The sequence below is a fragment of the Parabacteroides sp. D25 genome, from assembly GCF_000307475.1.
In the GTDB taxonomy this organism is placed as follows: Bacteria; Bacteroidota; Bacteroidia; order Bacteroidales; family Tannerellaceae; genus Parabacteroides; species Parabacteroides distasonis.
This window is the reverse complement of the sequence record NZ_JH976506.1, coordinates 49,316-69,774: the sequence shown is the minus strand read 5'-3', so window position 1 is coordinate 69,774 and position 20,459 is coordinate 49,316. Positions and strand designations below refer to the sequence as shown.

14 protein-coding genes are annotated in these 20,459 nt (G+C 43.0%); 6 read left to right on the top strand and 8 right to left on the bottom strand.

The genetic code is table 11. The features are described 5' to 3' along the window. Positions 1-18 precede the first annotated feature (18 nt). From HMPREF0999_RS16440 to HMPREF0999_RS16425, 4 genes are all read right to left on the bottom strand, one after another. Positions 19-1,917: a hypothetical protein gene (locus tag HMPREF0999_RS16440; protein WP_009276419.1), complete on the bottom strand. Its 1,899-nt coding sequence runs from the start codon at positions 1,915-1,917 to the stop codon at positions 19-21. Between the two features lie 33 nt (positions 1,918-1,950). Next, complete coding sequence (locus tag HMPREF0999_RS16435; protein ID WP_009276418.1) at positions 1,951-4,008, bottom strand: fimbrial protein; 2,058 nt, start codon at positions 4,006-4,008, stop codon at positions 1,951-1,953. A gap of 12 nt (positions 4,009-4,020) precedes the next feature. Next, complete coding sequence (locus HMPREF0999_RS16430) at positions 4,021-5,142, bottom strand: hypothetical protein (protein ID WP_009276417.1); 1,122 nt, start codon at positions 5,140-5,142, stop codon at positions 4,021-4,023. Between the two features lie 811 nt (positions 5,143-5,953). Continuing rightward, a complete protein-coding gene (locus tag HMPREF0999_RS16425) occupies positions 5,954-6,919 on the bottom strand; it encodes a tetratricopeptide repeat protein (protein ID WP_009276416.1) in 966 nt (321 codons plus the stop codon). A gap of 289 nt (positions 6,920-7,208) precedes the next feature. On the opposite strand from HMPREF0999_RS16425, the gene HMPREF0999_RS16420 reads away from it, so the two are divergent. From HMPREF0999_RS16420 to HMPREF0999_RS16395, 6 genes are all read left to right on the top strand, one after another. Continuing rightward, positions 7,209-7,505 (top strand): OadG family protein, encoded by a 297-nt coding sequence (locus HMPREF0999_RS16420; protein WP_010185308.1) that lies wholly within the window; start codon positions 7,209-7,211, stop codon positions 7,503-7,505. An 18-nt stretch (positions 7,506-7,523) separates the two neighbouring features. Next, positions 7,524-9,449 carry a biotin/lipoyl-containing protein gene (locus HMPREF0999_RS16415; protein ID WP_009276414.1) on the top strand — a complete coding sequence of 642 codons (1,926 nt, stop codon included), beginning with the start codon at positions 7,524-7,526 and terminating at the stop codon, positions 9,447-9,449. Further along, the gene (locus HMPREF0999_RS16410) at positions 9,449-10,684 is read left to right on the top strand and encodes a sodium ion-translocating decarboxylase subunit beta (protein WP_009276413.1); all 1,236 of its coding nucleotides are present in this window, start codon (positions 9,449-9,451) and stop codon (positions 10,682-10,684) included. Before HMPREF0999_RS16415 ends, HMPREF0999_RS16410 begins: the two co-directional genes overlap by 1 nt. Before the next feature lie 216 nt (positions 10,685-10,900). After that, positions 10,901-12,754, top strand: coding sequence for a DUF349 domain-containing protein (locus HMPREF0999_RS16405; RefSeq protein ID WP_009276412.1), 1,854 nt, complete (start codon positions 10,901-10,903; stop codon positions 12,752-12,754). Positions 12,755-12,817: 63 nt separating this feature from the next. After that, positions 12,818-14,026, top strand: a complete 1,209-nt coding sequence (locus HMPREF0999_RS16400; RefSeq protein WP_009276411.1) for a hypothetical protein — start codon at positions 12,818-12,820, stop codon at positions 14,024-14,026. A 65-nt stretch (positions 14,027-14,091) separates the two neighbouring features. After that, a complete protein-coding gene (locus HMPREF0999_RS16395) occupies positions 14,092-15,285 on the top strand; it encodes an esterase (protein ID WP_008773962.1) in 1,194 nt (397 codons plus the stop codon). A gap of 49 nt (positions 15,286-15,334) precedes the next feature. Here HMPREF0999_RS16395 and HMPREF0999_RS16390 read toward each other — a convergent pair whose 3' ends face one another. The 4 genes from HMPREF0999_RS16390 to HMPREF0999_RS16375 form a co-directional block, all read right to left on the bottom strand. Continuing rightward, positions 15,335-15,970 carry an outer membrane beta-barrel protein gene (locus tag HMPREF0999_RS16390; protein WP_009276409.1) on the bottom strand — a complete coding sequence of 212 codons (636 nt, stop codon included), beginning with the start codon at positions 15,968-15,970 and terminating at the stop codon, positions 15,335-15,337. Between the two features lie 71 nt (positions 15,971-16,041). Beyond that, entirely contained in the window at positions 16,042-16,737 is a 696-nt protein-coding gene (locus HMPREF0999_RS16385) for a LytR/AlgR family response regulator transcription factor (RefSeq protein ID WP_005866589.1), read from the bottom strand. Continuing rightward, positions 16,734-17,792, bottom strand: coding sequence for a sensor histidine kinase (locus HMPREF0999_RS16380; protein WP_009276408.1), 1,059 nt, complete (start codon positions 17,790-17,792; stop codon positions 16,734-16,736). Before HMPREF0999_RS16380 ends, HMPREF0999_RS16385 begins: the two co-directional genes overlap by 4 nt. Before the next feature lie 20 nt (positions 17,793-17,812). Next, positions 17,813-19,972, bottom strand: coding sequence for an outer membrane beta-barrel protein (locus HMPREF0999_RS16375; RefSeq protein ID WP_009276407.1), 2,160 nt, complete (start codon positions 19,970-19,972; stop codon positions 17,813-17,815). Between the last annotated feature and the right edge of the window lie 487 nt (positions 19,973-20,459).

The window sequence follows — 20,459 nt, the reverse complement described above, 5'->3', positions numbered from 1 at the left end:
GATGGGAACCCGTTATTATTATCTCATATCCACAAATACATAATTACTGGTACTACTTTTCGCCAAATCAGATACAGACATTTTCGCAGTATACGTACCTCCCCAAGATGTGTGTGTAAACGTTATTTCATCATCTGCATACACGGATACTTTATCCAATATTATTTTAGAGCTATTATTAGTTCTAATTGCTGCTCCTCCACCACTTGATATGGAATAAGTGATCGTTACATTACTTCCCACATTGCTTCCATTTCTTCGACATTGCAAATAGAAAGTTTTCGTCTCTTTAACTTTTTCAGGTCTAGTATAACTCAAATCAGAAACAGGATTGAATAAATCAGCCTTTAAAATAACATCATCTTCATCATCATTTGCTGTATTTGTTTTAAAATGAATAACCTTCTCTTCAGGACTAAATATCTGATCCGTATAGACGTAGTACCAATCGCTCGCTCCGGTCGTTTCCAAACGAACACCGGGTTCTACTGCATACAGTTTTTTAGTATATATCTTATATTCAATGGGGAATAAGGATTCATCAATATCTTCCGGTATCGAGAATTTCAGATAAGCATCTTGCTTCTGACCTGCGGCAATTTCATTTGTACCCGTCCCCTCCTTCACGTCTTCAAATCTCGGATTAATAAAGTCATAAGGGGGACGTAAGACCAATTTAATCTTACGCTGCAAATTACCTCCTACCACGTAGAAATACGCTATCTTCTCACCGGAGTCAGGAGCCGGCTTTATATTGGCTGTAATCGTTATCGTCTGATTGCCAGAAGGTATCCAAGAAGGATAACTTAAGTTACCATCTACGACATCCGACATTCCCTCACCCGGAACCACACTCAACTGCCCTGTTCCCGCATATGTCGCAGTCATCGACAATGTGTTAGAAGAGCCCGTAAAAACGAATGTCGTCTTTGTAACATTCAAGGCCTCGCCATCATAAGTTATATTCGGATACTTTTCCATAATAGCCGAGGCCGTGATATTATTATCCGCTATCACATTTTCATCTATAACCTCAGCCCACGTAGCTCCTTTTCTGGAAACGCTCTTGACCGTTATATTAAAGGCATAATTACGAACGACATCATAAACACGAGTTACCTTATCATTCTCATCCTTTACGGCAAGATCAATCTTATAATATGTATAGGTCTCGCTACCATCAAATTGCGCCTTAATAATAACAAAAGTCGCTTTCTTATCTTGATTATAATGTTCAAAAGTATACACAGATTCACCCGGCTTCGCATATTTACTAGCATCTGGCTCATTCTGGGGCGCATAAAAATCTTGATTTGGAATATTCAACTTTCCCGCATCTTTATAACCGATAGATGCCAACTGTGATTCATTATAAATGAGATAAGAAACATTTTTCAATTTCACAGCTGCCTCCGATGAGAGATTCAGCGTTATTTTGGCCCAGTTTCGTAGTAGTTCAACATTGTTGTTACCAGCATCTTCTAGATTATTGCTTATATTTTTCGCAGGAATTTCACTAAAAGTTCTCTTTCCCCAAAAGATTTGCTTATCTGTTCCTAACGAGGCCATTCCGCTTTCTAGGGAAGGGGTTAACGTTCCATCATTGGCGACAAAATGGATGGTACGGGTCTCTTTTGAGATAGAAGCCGTATATCCATTGCCAGAAACAACAGCCTCTACAACTGGAGAGATAAACTCTCCATCCTCATTAAATGTATATAGATATAAGGACTCAACACCTTTCTCCACATCCCCGGTCGCTTTCGTAATCTCAAGAGCATTCGGAGCATCTACAGAGAATGAAAGAGAAACCATTGATCCATCTGTCGGTTGAATTTCTATTTGTTCTATTTCCTCTGTCGCACATGAAGCGAGCAACAGTAATATGGAAAATAGGCTATATAATTTCTTTATCATAAAAATCTCTATTTAAATCATTAATAAACATCTTTAATATAAATCTCTTACACAACGAATACCGTCAGCTTTTTGACTAGAGGCATTATTAGTAAACTGATTACGTTTATTTGCCCCAAAGTCATAATACCAATACGGCATTGCACACCAATAAGTACCGTTTGTATTAAACAAATAGTTTACCGCAGGAGAAGCGTCTTGTACTGTATTCATAAACTCTAACTCAGCTAAAGTAGGAACCCTCCATGTGCCAGCCTCATAATAGGTACCATCCTCTAACCTCTCCCAATATTTTTTACAACGTTCTACCGCTTTGGAATATGTATAAGTACCTGTACTTACAGCACCAAATCTTGAGGCTACTACAAATTTTGGAGATACTAATTCCGCAGAGAAAGCGTCGTCTTTAGTCACCCGGACTCCATTTTTTATAGTACTAGGATCTCCAATTATCAGATTCCCTGCAGCTTTGACTGTTATCGTAAAGATATTAGGGTTTGTATCCCCATCAGGAGAATCTGCTGGACCAGCATCTTTCGAAACTTTTCCTTCCAGATATTGAGGTGGATATTGATCTACGATAATTCCTGATACTTTCAAGTCCTCTGCATTATGAACACCAAAAACAAATTGCTTTGGAAAATAATTTACAGGTAATTTACTCGTAATAATAATGGAGCCTTGTTTTCCTGCTTCTGCGCTTATCTTAGGATATTGATCTTGTTTGTGCTTATTATCATTAGTCCAACTGTAATAATAACTATTAGGGTAATACGTACCATCTCTCTTTGTTATTTTTCCATTTACCAAATAATACTCCTCATAAGTCGCATAAGATGGTTGATCAATCGTAATATTCGAGCTAGAAGCAAACTCTATCTTATACTCAGTGATATTCGCCATCACCACCTTAGTCTCCCTCACGAACAAATACTTCAAATCCGCAATAACCACATCCACGACAAACTTTTCCACACCTTCCCACGGAGTTGTAGATACCGTAAAGTTGATTCGTTGTGTCTTCATGGATATTTTACCTGTAAGCTCATATCTATTACCATGTATGATACCATTTGTCGTACATCCTTCAAGCGCTGTCGTAGGATTAAAATCCTCATATTTATAAGAATGATCTTTCTCTTCCTCTATAATACTTCCCTTCGTTACATTTTGAATAGTCATATCCTCATTAAAGGTAGTCGTGACCTGTATCTTTTGTAAATCACCCGTTACATATATAGACAATGGGGTTAACGTCGTGTTCAACTTCTCATAGGTATAAAAAGGTAACGCAACGCCATTTTGCAATGTAATATCCTTTGCCGTAGAGTAAGTATCATCATATTGATTATCTCGACCAAGCAATATTAAATCTGATTTCTGATTGATATTCTTGACCGTAAGTTTAGTTACAGTATAGAACCACTGGTTGGTTACTTTTGTATCATCTGTTGTAGACACAGTCTCCGGCTCTTCATCTACCGTAAACTTCATATCGATGCGTGCCGCTAATTGTGTCATCGGAACAGGTATACTTGTCACAGCCGTATTTAGGTCATACGCAGCCAACTCCCCGACCTTTACCAAATTTGAAGCATCAAAAGTTCCACCTGAAACGGTTTCCGACAAACCTTTCAGGTTCTCATAAGTAGTCGTTCCCAATCTAGCCAAGTCCTCATAATGCGTTGAATTCGCAATCGCTACGATACGAACCTTACCTGTCTTTGCTTGTATATTATCAATTTTATAAGCAATCAATGTTTTTCCATCAATCGTTACGGTAGAATTGGGAATTCCCCCGTCAAACGCTACAGACTTGTACTCCAAGCACTCACCCACAGTTCCATTCGCCTCATTAAATATAGCGACCACAACATTATTCACTTTTACCTCATCCTCTGTCGAATATGTATACCCTTCAGCGATATCCCCTCCAGCTTTCGTCATCGCTGTCACTTCTCCCAAAGTAAGAGTCATAGAGAATGAGATATCCCGCCCGTCCTCATTTCCTCGCTGAACTTCTTCTTCCGAGTTACAGCTCGTGAAAAGCAGTCCAACAAACAGCACTGATAATATATTCCTTATTTTCATAATCTTGTATTTTTATTTTACCCGTTTACAATTATCTTCCATAGGAATGGATATGGTATTATTCAACCAATCTCTTGTATAGCAAAGCAGTTCTGTCTCGACCTTATCTCCAATAATAGTCATATTGACAACCAAGCGATAAACATATCCGGATTTAACGCCATGTAAGATATTTCCTTCCTTATTGATCACAAACGGCCTCGTAGTTCTTTCCTCATTGCTATTTCCTATTTTGAACCGAACCTGCATTTTTACTTGATCACTCTCTGCCTTCGCCAGATTCCGGAAAGAATAAAAAGACAATAGATTCTTATTATCTACAAAAGAATAAGTTGACGGAAGATCCGATACCCCATTATAGACCTCCACATTACACGTTTTACTCTCAGACAAATAAGTCGCATTTTTATGAGTTTGCTCATTTATCGTATAACTCTCAGGATTCAAATTTAACAGATCCACTCCTGTAACAGTAACCTTCTCTTTAACAGATGCTCCTTGAAAACCTGAAACATTAAATTCCGCAAGTTCTATTCGAGCTGTTAGTTGAGAAAGAGGTATTGTGCCTATTTCTAAAGGCTTTCCCAATGCCTCCGCAATTGTTGGATAGCCAGCAAAGTCAGTATCAAAACTGATATCCATTTTCCCAACTTTTACCAAAGCATCCTTATCATCCTGTATTATATCCTTTATATTATTTTCCGATTGGCAACCCGCAAACGACTTCGAGCTATTAGCGATTACCATCACGGAATAAGGACTAGGCTTTTTCACTTTTAAAATCACTTTAGCCCAATCATCTTTCGTTCCGTCTTTCGTTTTAACGATATAATTCTCCTTATTCACAAACAACCCTTCCATTATGGAACTGACTTGTGTGCCCTCAAAAAATATCAACGTACAATTATTAATCTCTGCCTCATCCATAGAAGCAGGTAATGTTCCAGCATCAGATAAGGATTTTGTCTCCAAAGAAGAAAGAGAAGTCTTAAGAACAAAAGCGGCCTCCCCCATCTCTATCTCAACATTTCCCGAATCTCCTATCTCCATGTCCCTCAGCACGTCATCCTCCATCGAGCAAGCGACTGCTAATAGCATCAAGCAAATACTTGAGATTATTGTCTTTATTTTCATGTCCCTATATTTTATTCGTTTAACTTATTCCTCGTTGTTTAGAATATAAGGATCGTTTTAGTTCCGATAGGACTATTTAATCTAGCCCTATTATTAAATCCTTATATTATAATCTCTTATATAAATCCATCCCCTTTAGAGAAGAACTTATGAAAATCATCCTTACCTGTTTTCTTGTAGGGTAAAGAGTTGATACTTTCTTGTATATCCTCTTTACTTAAGCCTGTTTAAAGTATTTAGTCCTATCGGGACTAAGTTTCCAAAATCAAGCTTGTGAACTTTTTACACGGACAAAATTAGATGGATACATTAATGTAGGGAATAGGCGGAACTTTCAACTTTAAGGGGTAAAACTAGCAATTTGAGGCTTACTGAAATAAACGATAGAGAATCCTATCATTTCGATAGAGATACCTACGCTGAGAAAAAATATAAACTTGTTTCCAGAGATTTTTTGATGTACTGTTTCATACGAGAAGATCCAGTGATAAGGGAGGCTTATCGTATATTTCTATGTATGCTCTTGTTCTCTATCGAATGATTCGGTAAAAAGTCGTACGTGTTTCTCGAAAAACATTTACGACTTTTCAAAAAAACACGTACGTCTTTTGCGAAAAACACAATCGTATTTTTAAGACACTAATGTCCAATAACTTACAGAGCCATATCATTCATATACTTATTGTATGGAATTTGTCTTGGAATGTAGTATGTCCTTACTTTAAGTTACCATTTTGAAGGGATGAGACGTAGTACGCTACGTCTCTACAACTAGAGGTATCCAATGGGATTGAAAAAGTGGTTACCTTGATCAAAAGATTCCCCCTTTATACATATTATCGAAATTCGAATGCTGTCCGTTCATCTTCTGGGCCTCTTCGCCTTCTGGATTCAGTTCCAAAGATTTCTTCAAGTCCTCGAACGCACCGGTCTTATCACCTTTCAGATTCTTGGCTCGCCCACGCTCACTATAAGCCTTGGCAAAAGACGGATTCGTCTCGATCGCCTCGTCAAAAAAAGCGATCGCCTCGTCATATTTCTTTTGCTCGATCAGTAACTGACCAGATAAGATACAAGCGTCCTCATTAAACGGATTTAGATCTAGGGCCTGCTGGAAATCAGAATTCGCAGCCTCGATATCCCCTAAAGCCATATGAATACGTCCTCTCAATAAATAAGAACTTTCCTCCTCCGGCACGATCCCGATCGCTTTCTCCACATCGGGCAGCGCCTCTTTAGCTTGTCCCAGTCCTAAAAGAATCTCCGCACGCGATAAATAAGCATCGGCGAAATCCTCCTTCAAGGCGATCGACCTCGTCAGGTCGGCGATAGCGCCAAATACGTCATTCGTCGCTTTCTTCGCTTTTGCCATCATGAAATAAGCGACATGATTAGAAGGCTCTAGCTCGATCACGTGCAAACAATCGGTTATGACCTCCGCATCCTTATCCAACATAAACAACAAGTTAACGCGAGTCAAGCGGGTAGCGATATGATCCGGCTCCATCTCAACCATCCGGTTCAACACGTCCTCGGCTTTCCCTAGATCGTTCGCCATCGTATAAGCGGAAACGAGATAGCTCATCGTCTCAAAATCCTCCTGTATATTCAGTGCCTCCGTAAAGCATTTGATCGCATAAGCAAGTTTTCCCATCTTCTGGGCACGTACGCCGTCGTATTTCAAGATATCAAAGTTCTTCTGCTCGTTCTTCGCCTTATCCTCCGTCGCTTCGGCCGGTTTGGAAGAAGAGAATAAAGATGTAAAGAAATTTCCCATGGTCTTATTCCTTAATTATTATAGTTCTACATTATTAGAGTTCCACCGCAAAGTTACGGTAATATATTTGAATTTTCAGCCGTACAAGCATCGGAAAAAACACGTACGTGTTTTTTCAAGCTGACAATCATTCACCGAAAAGGCCGTTTCGCTTATTTATTTTCATTTTTTTAATTAAAATGTAACAGATCGTTTTCCAGTATTTTATAATTTTGCGATTGTTTTTAATTTGGCTGAAAGTTGCTCAATCCTTTGTAGAAACCTTTTAAGCTAGCCACAAATATAGAATATGGAGAATATAGAGACAGGACTTTTGTTAATGGTAGTTGGAATGACCACCGTATTTGCTATCCTTTTGATCGTTATCTATCTGGGGAAAGGACTTATCGTCTTGGTGAATAAATACGCGCCGGAAGAGATCATAGCGAAGAAACCAGTAGCGGCAGCCGTTCGGGTACAAACGGCCACTCCAACGCAAACCACCGCGATCGGTAGCCTTTCCGGACAGGAGACAGCCGCCATCGTATCGGCAATCAGTGCCGTGACCCGTGGACAGGGGAAAGTTATCAAAATTGAGAAAGTATAAATAATACATATTAATATCATGAAAAGAGAAATCAAATTCAGTTTGGTCTTCAGAGACATGTGGCAATCCGCCGGAAAGTATGTCCCGACCGTAGACCAACTAACCAGAGTCGCTCCGGCAATTATCGAGATGGGCTGTTTCGCCCGGGTGGAAACGAATGGCGGAGGATTTGAACAAGTCAACTTATTATTCGGCGAGAATCCTAATAAAGCGGTCCGTGAATGGACAAAACCTTTCCATGCGGCAGGCATTCAGACGCATATGTTGGACCGTGCGTTAAACGGCCTTCGCATGAGCCCGGTACCCGACGATGTACGTCAGCTATTTTATAAGGTAAAGAAAGCGCAAGGAACGGATATCGCCCGCACGTTCTGCGGCCTGAACGACGTACGGAATATCGCCCCATCTATTAAATACGCAAAAGAGGCCGGTATGATCTCACAATGCTCCTTGTGTATCACGCATTCTCCGGTACATACGGTTGAGTATTATACCAAGATGGCATTCGAGTTGATCGAACTCGGAGCGGATGAGATTTGTATCAAGGATATGGCCGGTATCGGACGTCCGTACACATTAGGCCGTATCGTAGCCAATATCAAGGAAAAATATCCAGAGATCCCTATCCAATATCATAGCCATGCCGGTCCCGGCTTTAACGTAGCTTCCATCATGGAGGTTTGTAACGCGGGTTGCGACTATATCGACGTAGGTATGGAGCCGCTTTCTTGGGGTACAGGGCACGCGGACTTGCTGACCGTACAGGCTATGTTGAAGGATGCCGGTTATAAGGTGCCCGAGATCAATATGGAGGCTTATATGAAGGTTCGTGCCTTGGTTCAAGAATTCATGGATGATTTCTTGGGATTGTATATCAGCCCGAAGAACCGGTTGATGAATTCCTTGCTGATCGGACCGGGACTTCCGGGCGGTATGATGGGTAGCTTGATGGCAGACCTTGAGAAGAACCTAGAGACGATCAACAAGAGCAATATAAAGAACAACAAACCCCTGATGTCTCAAGACCAGTTATTGATCAAGTTGTTCGACGAGGTAGCTTACGTATGGCCGCGTGTCGGTTATCCTCCATTGGTAACTCCATTCAGCCAATACGTGAAGAACCTAGCCTTGATGAACGTCATGCAGATGGAGAAGGGGAAAGCCCGCTGGAGCATGATCGCCGATGATATCTGGGATATGATCCTTGGAAAAGCCGGACGACTCCCAGGTCCGTTGGCTCCCGAGATTATCGAGAAGGCGCAAGCCGAGGGACGTAAGTTCTTCGAAGGTAATCCTCAAGACAATTACCCGGACGCGTTGGATAAGTACCGCAAGTTGATGAACGAGAAACAATGGGAAGTTGGCGAGGACGAGGAAGAACTCTTCGAATACGCCATGCACCCCGCTCAATACGAGGCATATCGCTCTGGAAAGGCCAAGGTCGAGTTTAAGGCAGACGTGGCAAAACGTAAGGCAGAGAAAGCGAACGCCGGTAAACCGACGGTACCCGCCACTCCTGCTGCACCGGCTCCGGCACCTGCCGCTGCATTAACGATGCCGACGACTCCGCAAGTCATGACCGTAGATGTAAACGGACAGGCTTACCATGTGACCGTCGCTTTTGGTGATACCAACAGCTCAACTCCGGAAGTTAAACCGACAGTGGCTCCCGCCCCGACAGCCCCAGAGGTAACAAACGTTCCCGCAGGCGCTGGGAAAGAGGTGCTTTCTCCGCTGGAAGGTAAATTCTTCCTAGTAAAGAACGCTTCCGATACCCCGGTGAAGGTGGGCGACGTAGTGAAAGAAGGGGATGTCCTTTGCTACGTGGAAGCCATGAAAACATACAATGCCGTACGTGCCGAGTTCGGGGGAACGATCACGGCGATCTGCCTGTCTTCCGGTGATGCCGTATCTGAGGATGATGTATTAATGACGATTCAATAATGAACGAGATATTTCAAAACTTATATGAGATGACTGCGTTCAGCAATATCATTGCTGAACCGCAGTTCTTGATCATGTATGCCATAGCGTTCGTATTGCTCTACCTCGGTATCAAGAAACAATACGAGCCGCTATTGCTCGTGCCTATCGCATTCGGCGTATTGCTCGCCAATTTCCCCGGAGGCGATATGGGAGTGATTCAAGCGGATGAGAATGGGTTGGTTAATGTACACGGCGTGATGAGAAACATCTGGGAAATGCCGCTGCATGATATCGCACACGAGCTTGGCTTGATGAACTTCATCTATTATATGTTGATCAAGACGGGCTTCTTGCCGCCGATTATCTTCATGGGTGTCGGTGCGTTGACCGACTTCGGTCCGATGCTCCGTAACCTTCGCCTATCCATTTTCGGCGCCGCGGCTCAATTGGGAATCTTCACGGTGCTTTTGGTAGCGATCTTGATGGGATTCACACCAAAAGAGGCAGCGTCTTTAGGTATTATCGGTGGCGCCGATGGCCCGACGGCTATCTTCACTACCATTAAATTGGCTCCGCATTTGCTAGGCCCGATCGCTATCGCCGCTTATTCTTACATGGCTTTGGTACCGGTTATCATCCCGTTGGTCGTTAAGCTACTGTGTTCTAAGAAAGAATTACAGATCAACATGAAGGAACAAGAGAAGAAATACCCTTCTAACATGGAGATCAAGAATTTGCGTGTATTGAAGATTATCTTCCCGATCGTGGTAACTACCGTAGTCGCCCTGTTTGTTCCCAGCTCCGTTCCTTTGATCGGTATGTTGATGTTCGGTAATCTTGTAAAAGAGATCGGAACCAATACGTTCCGTCTGTTCGATGCCGCTTCCAACAGTATCATGAACGCAGCCACGATCTTCCTCGGATTATCCGTCGGGGCAACCATGACCACGGAAGCGTTCTTGAACCTAACAACAATCGGTATCGTAATCGGCGGTTTCTTGGCATTCGCCTTGTCTATCGCCGGAGGTATCTTCTTCGTTAAGATTTTCAATTTGTTCACTAAGAAGAAAATCAATCCGCTTATCGGAGCCACGGGTTTAAGCGCCGTGCCAATGGCCTCTCGTGTGGCGAATGAGATCGCGTTGCAATATGATCCGAAGAACCATGTCTTGCAATATTGCATGGCTAGTAATATCTCGGGAGTGATCGGCTCGGCGGTAGCTGCCGGCGTATTGATTTCCTTCTTGGGATAAATAAGATTAAATAGTATAAGTAGACGGTGGGAGACGGGGCATGCCCCGTCTCTACAACCGGAATCAAGAGAAATAGGCCAACCTTAACATCTATTAGTATCCAAAATGACTTTTTAGATAAATAATTTCCCCGAAATGCTGTAATCCAAAAATATTTAGTTTAATTTGTGACTTGATATAGGAATGTATTTATCCTTTTCTTAAAAGCGATTGTATATGAAGGACACTCTTGAGACTAATTTGCCGGAAGAAGCCGGGAAATTGGAAGAAACTAAAAAACCGGTTGAGACGCCGGAAATCGATGCTACCGCAGACGTTGAAGCCAACGATACAGCGGAGGCAGACGCTGCTATTGCCGCAGGTAAATTAACCAAAGAAGAAATTCTCGCTAAGTTAACCGAACTTGTTGAGACTTCCGTAGAGACTTCCCGTGGAGAAGTAGAGGCTTTGAAACAGGCTTACTACAAGATCCGTCGTAACGAGGTGGAAGAGCTCAAGAAGGAATTCATCGCTGATGGTGGCGAAGAAAAGGATTTTACAGCTCCCGCTGACGAAACCGAGAACAAGATCAAGGATTTGCTCACTTCTTATAAAGAGAAAAGAGCCGCTATCCTCGCCGAGGAAGAGCGTGTAAAGGCCGCTAACTACGCTTTGAAATTGCAGTTAATCGACCAGTTGAAAGAGCTTTGTGAAAGCCAAGATGATTTCAATAAATTATACAACTCTTTCAAGGACATCCAACAAAGATGGAAAGAGGTGAAGGCCGTTCCCCAAGAGCACGTGAACGAGCTTTGGAAGAACTATCAGATCTACACCGAGAAATTCTATGATATTATCAAGATAAACAATCAGTTCCGTGATTACGACTTCAAGAAGAATCTGGAATTGAAGACCGCCTTGTGCGAAACCGTAGAGAAACTAGGTAATGAGTCGGATGTTATCTCCGCTTTCCACCAGCTTCAGAAGCTGCACCAGCAATGGCGTGAGATCGGGCCGGTGGCGAAAGAGTTGCGTGAGGATTTATGGGCTCGCTTCAAAGCTGCCTCAACCGTGATCAATAAGCGTCACCAAGAGCACTTCGAGAAACTGAAAGCGAAAGAGCAGGAGAATCTGGATGCGAAGACCGTGATTTGCGAACAAATCGAGGCGATTGATTTCAGTGCGTTGAAATCGTTTAAGGATTGGGAAGAAAAGAATAAGGAGGTAATCGGCTTGCAAGAGAAATGGAAGACGATTGGTTTCGCTCCGAAAAAATATAATGTAAAGATATTCGAACGTTTCCGTGCCGCTTGCGATGTCTACTTCGAGAAGAAAAGCGAGTTCTACAAGGCGATCAAGAGCGATATGGAGAAAAACCTCGACGCTAAACGTGCGTTATGTGAGAAAGCCGAGGCTTTGAAGGATAGTACTGACTGGAAGGATACGACGGATAAAATGATCGCTTTGCAGAAAGAATGGAAGACGATCGGACCGGTAGCCCGTAAGCATTCCGACGCTGTCTGGAAACGTTTTATCTCGGCTTGTGATTATTTCTTCGAGCAAAAGAATAAGAACGTTGTTTCCCAAAAGAGCATAGAGCAGACCAACTTGGCCGCTAAGAAAGAGCTGATCGCTAAGATCAAGGGCATGGACGAGAGCCTTGGACATGATGAGGCTATCGCAACCTTGAAGTCTTATATGGCGGAATGGAACACGATCGGTTTCGTACCGTTCAAGGAGAAAGATAAGATCTACAAGGAATATCACGAGGCGGTTGACCAACAATTCGATCGCTTGAAGGTAGACCAGAACGATCGCAAGATGCAGTCGTTCCGCAACAACCTAAACGAGATGACCAGCGGCGAAAGAGGTAAAGGCCGTTTGTTCAGCGAACGTGATAAGTTGATGCGTATGTACGAGCGCATGAAGAACGAGCTTCAGACTTACGAAAACAACATCGGCTTCCTAAGCATTTCCTCCAAGGGCGGCGGCGGTTTACTGAAAGAAATGGAACGCAAGATCGAAAAGCTGAAAGAGGATATGGCTTTAACGGTCAAGAAGATCGATGCCATCGACGAGAATCTGGAATAACAATCTCATAAACCCGAGCAAAGCCGTCCTTTAAAAAGACGGCTTTGTTGTTTTTACGCTTTTATGTCACGGATACATTATTTCAATCCCGGCCACGAGACGGCCGTACTTTTAGGGACACAGAACTACACGGCACCGACAAATGTCCGTAAAATGCAAAAAGACTTGGCACTGCTGCCGGTTTGGTATGCGGAAGAGGATGATTTTGTCTATCTGGAAGATAGTAAGGCAACCCCTCCGTTTTTCGCCCATTTGCCCAAAGACCTACACCCGGCTCCTATACCTGTAACAAAAGCGATGCTGGCGAAAAACGCTCCCTACCTCTCTCCTATGGACGCGGCCCCGTGGGGACTTTCCCCGCATAGTCTTCATTTATTCGAGCAGTTGAGGGACAAGGCAAAAGTCCGGCTATCCGTCCCGACTTGGAAAGAGGATTATTTTCGCCTTACCGGTAGGCAAACGGCGGCGGAATGTCTGGAAAAGATACAGGCCCTCCTACCCGATCTCCCTATTCCGGTAGCGCCTCGTTTCTGCACGAAAATCCGGGAGGTGGAGAGATACATGATCTTATGCAACGCTCCCTTCGTATTAAAAACACCCTATTCCTCTTCCGGACGGGGATTGCTATGGGTAGAGAAACGAAAACCGGATACAAAAACGAAAAACTGGATAGAGGGCGCATTCAACAAACAAGGAATGATCAGTATCGAAAGCGGATTAGACAAAGTACAGGATTTCGCCATGGAATTTTATTCCGACGGGCAAGGTACTGTCCGTTACGAGGGATTATCCGTTTTCAATACCGAGGAGCGAGGCTCCTATACAGGCAACATCCTAGAGGAACAATCCACCATGCTCTCTCGCATCACCCGATTCACGGGCGAAGAAACCTATTCCCGCATCCAAGAGGCGGTACGCTCTGTATTACAAGAAGTGTACGGATCTACTTACGCGGGCTGTATAGGTGTGGATATGCTGGCCTATAGACAAAAGGATGGATCTTTCGCTATTCATCCCTGCATTGAGATCAATATGCGGTACACGATGGGAATGGTCGCTTTACGTCTATTCCAGCATTATGTAGCGCCTAGGGCTGTTGGCGATTACCGGGTTTCTTACGAGAAGGAAGCCGGAGAAGCTCTCGAGAAACACCGCCTCATGTCTGAGACTTATCCACTTCGCTTTGCGAATGGAAGGATTCAAGAAGGCTACCTCTCATTATGCCCCGTCACGAAAGACACACATTATCGAGCCTATTTATTGCTCATGTAACAGATTATTCATTACATTTGTAAAAATCTTTAGACCTCAGTAATACCATTAATAAATTTATCATTATGAAAAGATTATCAATCTTGGCCGTATTCATGCTGATCAGCGTGATCACGTTCGCCCAACAAGCCCTTTGGGGTAGTCAGAACATCATCTCTCCGGAGATTCATCCGGATAACACCGTAACCTTCCGGTTCATGGCACCCAAAGCGATCAAGGTGCAGGTAACAGGAGATTTCCTTCCCACACAGAAGATGGAGACTCAGTTCGGTTTAGTGGATGTACCCGGTACCGTTGATTTAAAGGAAGGTAAAGAAGGCGTTTGGGAATATACCACACCGGAACCTCTTCCCTCCGAATTATATAGCTACTCCTTTATTGTCGACGGATTAAAGACTACAGATCCGAACAATGTCTATCTGAACCGTGACGTGGCATCCGTTACGAATATCTTTATCATTAAGGGTGGACAGGGTGATTTATACAGCGTTAATGATGTTCCTCACGGAACGGTCGCCCGCCGTTGGTATGAGAGCCCGACATTGGGAAAGACTCGCCGTATTACCGTTTATACGCCGGCTGGCTATGAGACAAGTGGCAAAAAATATCCGGTATTCTACCTCTTACATGGCATGGGTGGCGACGAGGAAGCTTGGATCGCCTTAGGACGTACGGCCCAGATCATGGATAACCTAATCGCCCAAGGCAAGGCTAAACCGATGATCGTGGTTATGACAAACGGAAACGCGGATCAAGAGGCCGCTCCGGGAGAATCCAGCCTAGGTTTAGTTAAGCCGAATATGCAACTACCTAAAACCATGGAGGGTAGCATGGAAAGCAGCTTCCCGGATGTCATTAAGTTTATCGAGAGCAATTACCGTGTGGAAAAAAAGAAATCCAGCCGTGCGATAGCCGGACTTTCCATGGGCGGTTTCCATTCTTTGCATATATCTAAGCAATATCCTGATATGTTCGATTACGTGGGATTATTCTCTGCCGCTATCCTCCCCCGTGAAGGCTCCGAATCTCCCATCTACCAGAATATGGATGAGAAGCTGAAAGTACAATTCGGCAAGCATCCGAAATTATACTGGATCGCTATCGGCAAGACCGACTTCTTATACAAAAACAACGTAGACTATCGCAAGAAACTAGACGATAACGGCTACAAATACGAATACTACGAGAGCGACGGCGGCCATATCTGGAAAAACTGGCGCATCTACCTCACAAAATTCGCCCCAATGTTATTCAAATAACAAAATACCCCAGTTGTAGAGACGCGGCATATGCCGCGTCTCTATCGCTTTATAACCTATATCCGAGTAAAATCCCAACCGTGAAGGTTCGATCATGGGCAATGAAGTCTTTATTAGGCTTTATAAAACTCGGAAGATAACTGACGTTTAGTCCCAACAAATAACGATCGAAATTATAATTAACGCCGGTCTCACATTTTAATCCGACAATAATCCGGTTCACGGCAGGAGCTGTCTGCTCGGGAAACAAAGAATCCATATCGCCTAAAGAAATATGACGCTTCACATTTACATCAACACGAGGTCCGACGCCTGCGTAGAAATTCCAACCACTATCCGAAAGAGTCTTTACTCGAAAAGTAGTATTCAAGGTGATATAATCAAACATGTATTTCATATTCCTCTTCAGCATATTGAGTCCCGGATCTGTAGCCTCATAGAAATCAAAACTTCCACCTTTACGTAAGTAACCCACATTACTTGACAATGCATACCAACCCTGATCCAAACAATCCAATCCTATAGACATTTGATACGATGACAAAGACTTATCAAAAAGGTCCTCACCTTCATTCACCAAAGAAGAGAAAGCCATACCATTCTCTATTTTCAGAACCTGCGCCTTCATCATTATAGGCAAACACAAAATAAGACAAACCAACCATGCACAACTTTTGATCTTCATAACTTACCGTATTTAGTTTACTACAAAAACGCCTGAAGAACGAAATTCGTATAAATACAATAAATTGGTAATTACAACGTATTCTTAAGGATACGCTTAAATACAACATCTCTGAGATTACGGGCGATCGGGATTTGATAGGATTCGATACGTAATCTATTCCCTTCTACCAAATCGACACGATCCGCATTAATTATATACGATTTATGCGTTTGGAGAAATTGATCATCGGGTAGGGATTCCCCGATCCGCTTCAAGGTTGAATGGGTCAATACTCTACCGGAAGTAGTATAGATACTAACATAATTTTCCAACGCCTCTACAAATAAGATATCTCTTAGGTAGATCTTACGCATTTGCTTCTCGCTTTTCACGAAGAACGAGGCATCCGCATCCGGCGTATTCTCCCGAGCCAACAGGTCGTGCACCTTATTCACGCCTTTTAAGAAACGCTCAAAGGAAATAGGCTTCAGCAAATAATCCACGACATCCAGCTCATACCCTTTCAAGGCATATTGCTCATAAGCGGAAGTAACGATCACTTTGGGAGGCTGGTTTAAGGTCGCCAATAAATCCAAACCGGAAAGATAAGGCATCTCGATATCTAACAAAAGTAAATCCGGCTGCTGAGTTTTCAACAGGGTATTTAATTGGATAGCGTCCTCACATACACCGGTCAAGGAGAGAAAATCCACTCGCTCCACATACGATTGCAATCCTTTACGGGCCATCGGCTCATCATCTGTTATCACGCAGGTTATTGTCATATATCTTCTATTTCAATCATTAATTCCGCTACGAACTCAGTCTCTTCTTTCCGGGTTTCCAAACGGTGCTTATTGGGATACAACAAAGATAATCGGCGGCGTAAATTTACCAGACCGATGCCTTTACGTTGCCGTTTATCCACCGATTTACGCAACGCTTCGTCCTCCGCTGAAAGCTCGGGGATGGAGTTTCGTATAAACAAACTGATCCGGTTATTTTCCCATTTCATGATAATATCCAATTGATAATCGCCACCTACGTATTTAAAAGCGTTCTCTACCAACGGGAGGAAGAGTAACGGATAAATATTCAGTTCATTCAATTCGGGCGGAAACTCTACACGCAACCGCAGGCGTTCACTCATACGAAGCTTACGCAAAGCTATATAAGTTTTCAAATAATCAATTTCTTGTAGGATACTGACCTTCTGATTACCGCCATACAGTTGGTAACGCAAGAGTTCGGATATCATCTCTAACGTGCGACGAGGCGCCTTGTTACTTTCATCAATCTGGAAATAAACGGTATTGAGCGCATTAAACAAGAAGTGAGGATGATATTGGGATTTCAAGAACTTCAATTCCGTCTGTAATTGATCATTCTTGATCTTTTCCAGTTGGATACGCTGCTCGGCGTAATCTTTATCCAATACTTGAGCTCGCTGAACATTATAGACCATAAACGCAAACAAACACCCTATCACGTTCGCGATTATTATATCGTCCATATGGAAAGCATCACCGGTAAATATACGGGTTATTGCCAACGTAGCATTCACACCCAATATAATCAATAAGAAAGGCATTCCATACGATCTCCAAACAAATTTCCATCTATTCGGTTCTTTCGCTCTTCGGCTCTTCTCGATCTGCCATCTGAAATAAATAAAAAACAAATAAGAGACAAAAGCAAGGATCACGATTTCTAAGATACTATTCCCCAAGGACTGTGTCCAATAGTGTCCTTCTTTCGTATAATCCGTTACCCAGCGGATACAAGAATACAAAGAGACCGCAAAAATCATGGCATATACCCACTTATATATCTTTTTCATAAACCATTTGTCTAGAGGTTTCACAAATTTATTCTTTTACTTTCATCTACACTATGCTTCCGGCGAGATTCTTTCACCTCCAAACCACGATTTATACGATAGGTCAATGAAATACCGACTACCGTCCGGTTCATCCGCTCTTTTATAAAAGCGTGCTGGGTGGGAGTCATCACGCTCATTCTCGATACATTCGAATGGAAAATATCCCGTGCGAATAACTGGATCGTTCCCCGACCTTTCCATATCTTCTTCTGGATACCGGCATTTATTTGCCATAACGGATAGATCGTAGCTTGTCCCGCCGCCATTTTCCCATTATAGAAACCGATAAGTTCAGCGCTCCAAGTCCGGGCAAAGTTAAACTGATTCGAGATCCCGATATTCGGTGTCCATCTCTTATTCACCTTTACTTGATAATTCTCCGGTAAACGATACCGGTTATAGATCAAGGATGCGCTGACGTTCACGTTCCAAAATGAGGTTAGCGGTAATTGGGAGGTACTGAGCCGGGGACCTACGCTGACGCGGGAAGAGAGATTTTCCGGTGAGACATAAACGACATAGTTCCCTTGATCCAAATAGCTCTTGATAATTACATCCTTCGTATAATTGAAAGCAAGCCCCACCCGGAATAAATCGCCATGTATATAGGCCAGTTCCAGATTATCGGATAATTCCGGGCGTAATAAGGTGTTACCTTTATCATACGTATACTCATCGTGGATATATACAAACGGATTCAGGTCCCGGTAATTCGGACGGACAATCCGTTTGCCATAAGTAAGCGACAGACTATTCCCATTCCTCAAGGCATACTGAACAGAAAGCGTTGGGAATAAATGTGTATAATGATTGGTAAAGGAGGAGTCTCTTTGATAAGCGTTACCCGACTGTTCGCCCTCTATACGGGTATTCTCCAGACGAAGACCTGCCTCCAGACTTACCGAAGAGAATTTGGCGTCAAGCTGTATATAGCCTGCGTTTATATTCTCGTCATACTGAAAATCACAACTCAAGTCATGGTCCGACTGCCAAGAGTCGCCTTGTAGCCGATTATAATCAGCGTTATTATTGATAGAGACGAAAGAGGTCTTGGCGCCCGCATGGAACGTGAAGGATTTCGAGAAAGGCCACACCAGATTCGCTTGTCCGGAGTATAAATGGATTCCTCCATCCATATCCCCAAACAAGGTATCTTGGCTATTCAAATATTGGTCTTCCTCGTATCGATAACGCAAGTAATCCATAGAGGCATCCAAGACCCCACCATCAGAGTTAAAGGTATGTGTTAAACTTAAAACAGCCGTAAAATTATCCTGTGAACGATTCTGATCGTTCAAGGTGCGAAGCGAACCTCCGGTTTGCGGAGATCGCTTAGGAATGGATGAGTTCATATCTCCCTCAACCTTGTTACCCGCCAGATTACCATCCGTCGAAAACCCGATCGTAGTCTTATCCGACATTTGATAATCGATCCCGAAACGATAATAGTTTGATGTATTCTTCCAAGTTCGATAGGAAGATTGCGTCATCTGCCCGGTCTCCCCTTCCGGCCGCCAACCTTCCAGATAGTTTCTCTCCACATACAGATCATCGTAATCATTCTTCCGGGAATAGGAATAAGAGAGATAGAAGTTGAGCTTATTCGTTCGCAGATTCAGGGTAGTAGAAGCGAAACCCTCTCCATATTTACCTTGGTCATAACTACCGTTTACCGAAAGGTTCATTCCCCTTCGCAATATCTTCTTCGTACGTATATCGATAATACCGGAGTTTCCACTAGCGTCGTAACGTGCCGAGGGATGCGTAATCAAATCAATCTTATCCGTAATGGAGGCAGGAGTCGATTTTAAGAGGTTGACAAGATCTTGCCCCGATAAATAGGTCGGCTTACCATCCATCAAGATATTCGCTCCGTTTTGACCATTCAAGAAAATAGTGCCATCATTTTGTATCACGACTCCCGGCAAACTGGTCAACACGTCGTAGACATTCCCTTGGCTTTGGGTGATAGAGGCATCCAGCCTATAAGTCATCTTCCCCGATTTCATCTCTACCGTAGGGAGCTTAGCCATTATCACCACCTCCTGTAACTTCTGGTCCGCTATCGTATCGACCTGTCCCCAACCACAAAAAGGGGTAATTATCAATAGAACTATTATAAAAAGATTCCTGCTCATGTCGTTTTTATATCAAAATTACATCAGCAGGAATATCCAATCAAATTATTGTGACCAACGGAAGTATCCGGGGGATGAAAGGTAAAATCTCCTACTTTTGCCTTCTGAAGTGAATAACTTGCGGCTTGTCGAGTGAATAACTAACGAGTATACCCAGTGAATAACTAACGGCTTTGGAAGTGATTAGTTATTCACTTCTAAAGGCTTTTTCTAGCTGTTGATCAAGCAAAATTCTCATTTCCATAAGGTCATCCACGAAGAGACTTTTCTGTCTTTTTGAGTAGTATTAGAGCTTTTCCATGACCTCTCATTTTCACAGGAATCACAAGATAAAGGAAGGGAGATAACAATAAACAGTGCTTTTCCAATGAAAAAGACCGTTTTCGATACACATTAGGCGACAAAAGCCTACACATACGGTCGCATTAAGCAACGCCAGTAGTGCCATTGGGCATTATAAGCAGTCGCAAATAGGATTGTAAGTAGT

Bases quoted from the DNA above. Each gene is read 5' to 3' on its own strand.
- HMPREF0999_RS16440 (WP_009276419.1), bottom strand. From the start codon at position 1,917: ATGATAAAGAAATTATATAGCCTATTTTCCATATTACTGTTGCTCGCT.
- HMPREF0999_RS16435 (WP_009276418.1), bottom strand. From the start codon at position 4,008: ATGAAAATAAGGAATATATTATCAGTGCTGTTTGTTGGACTGCTTTTC.
- HMPREF0999_RS16430 (WP_009276417.1), bottom strand. From the start codon at position 5,142: ATGAAAATAAAGACAATAATCTCAAGTATTTGCTTGATGCTATTAGCA.
- HMPREF0999_RS16425 (WP_009276416.1), bottom strand. From the start codon at position 6,919: ATGGGAAATTTCTTTACATCTTTATTCTCTTCTTCCAAACCGGCCGAA.
- HMPREF0999_RS16420 (WP_010185308.1), top strand. From the start codon at position 7,209: ATGGAGAATATAGAGACAGGACTTTTGTTAATGGTAGTTGGAATGACC.
- HMPREF0999_RS16415 (WP_009276414.1), top strand. From the start codon at position 7,524: ATGAAAAGAGAAATCAAATTCAGTTTGGTCTTCAGAGACATGTGGCAA.
- HMPREF0999_RS16410 (WP_009276413.1), top strand. From the start codon at position 9,449: ATGAACGAGATATTTCAAAACTTATATGAGATGACTGCGTTCAGCAAT.
- HMPREF0999_RS16405 (WP_009276412.1), top strand. From the start codon at position 10,901: ATGAAGGACACTCTTGAGACTAATTTGCCGGAAGAAGCCGGGAAATTG.
- HMPREF0999_RS16400 (WP_009276411.1), top strand. From the start codon at position 12,818: ATGTCACGGATACATTATTTCAATCCCGGCCACGAGACGGCCGTACTT.
- HMPREF0999_RS16395 (WP_008773962.1), top strand. From the start codon at position 14,092: ATGAAAAGATTATCAATCTTGGCCGTATTCATGCTGATCAGCGTGATC.
- HMPREF0999_RS16390 (WP_009276409.1), bottom strand. From the start codon at position 15,970: ATGAAGATCAAAAGTTGTGCATGGTTGGTTTGTCTTATTTTGTGTTTG.
- HMPREF0999_RS16385 (WP_005866589.1), bottom strand. From the start codon at position 16,737: ATGACAATAACCTGCGTGATAACAGATGATGAGCCGATGGCCCGTAAA.
- HMPREF0999_RS16380 (WP_009276408.1), bottom strand. From the start codon at position 17,792: ATGAAAAAGATATATAAGTGGGTATATGCCATGATTTTTGCGGTCTCT.
- HMPREF0999_RS16375 (WP_009276407.1), bottom strand. From the start codon at position 19,972: ATGAGCAGGAATCTTTTTATAATAGTTCTATTGATAATTACCCCTTTT.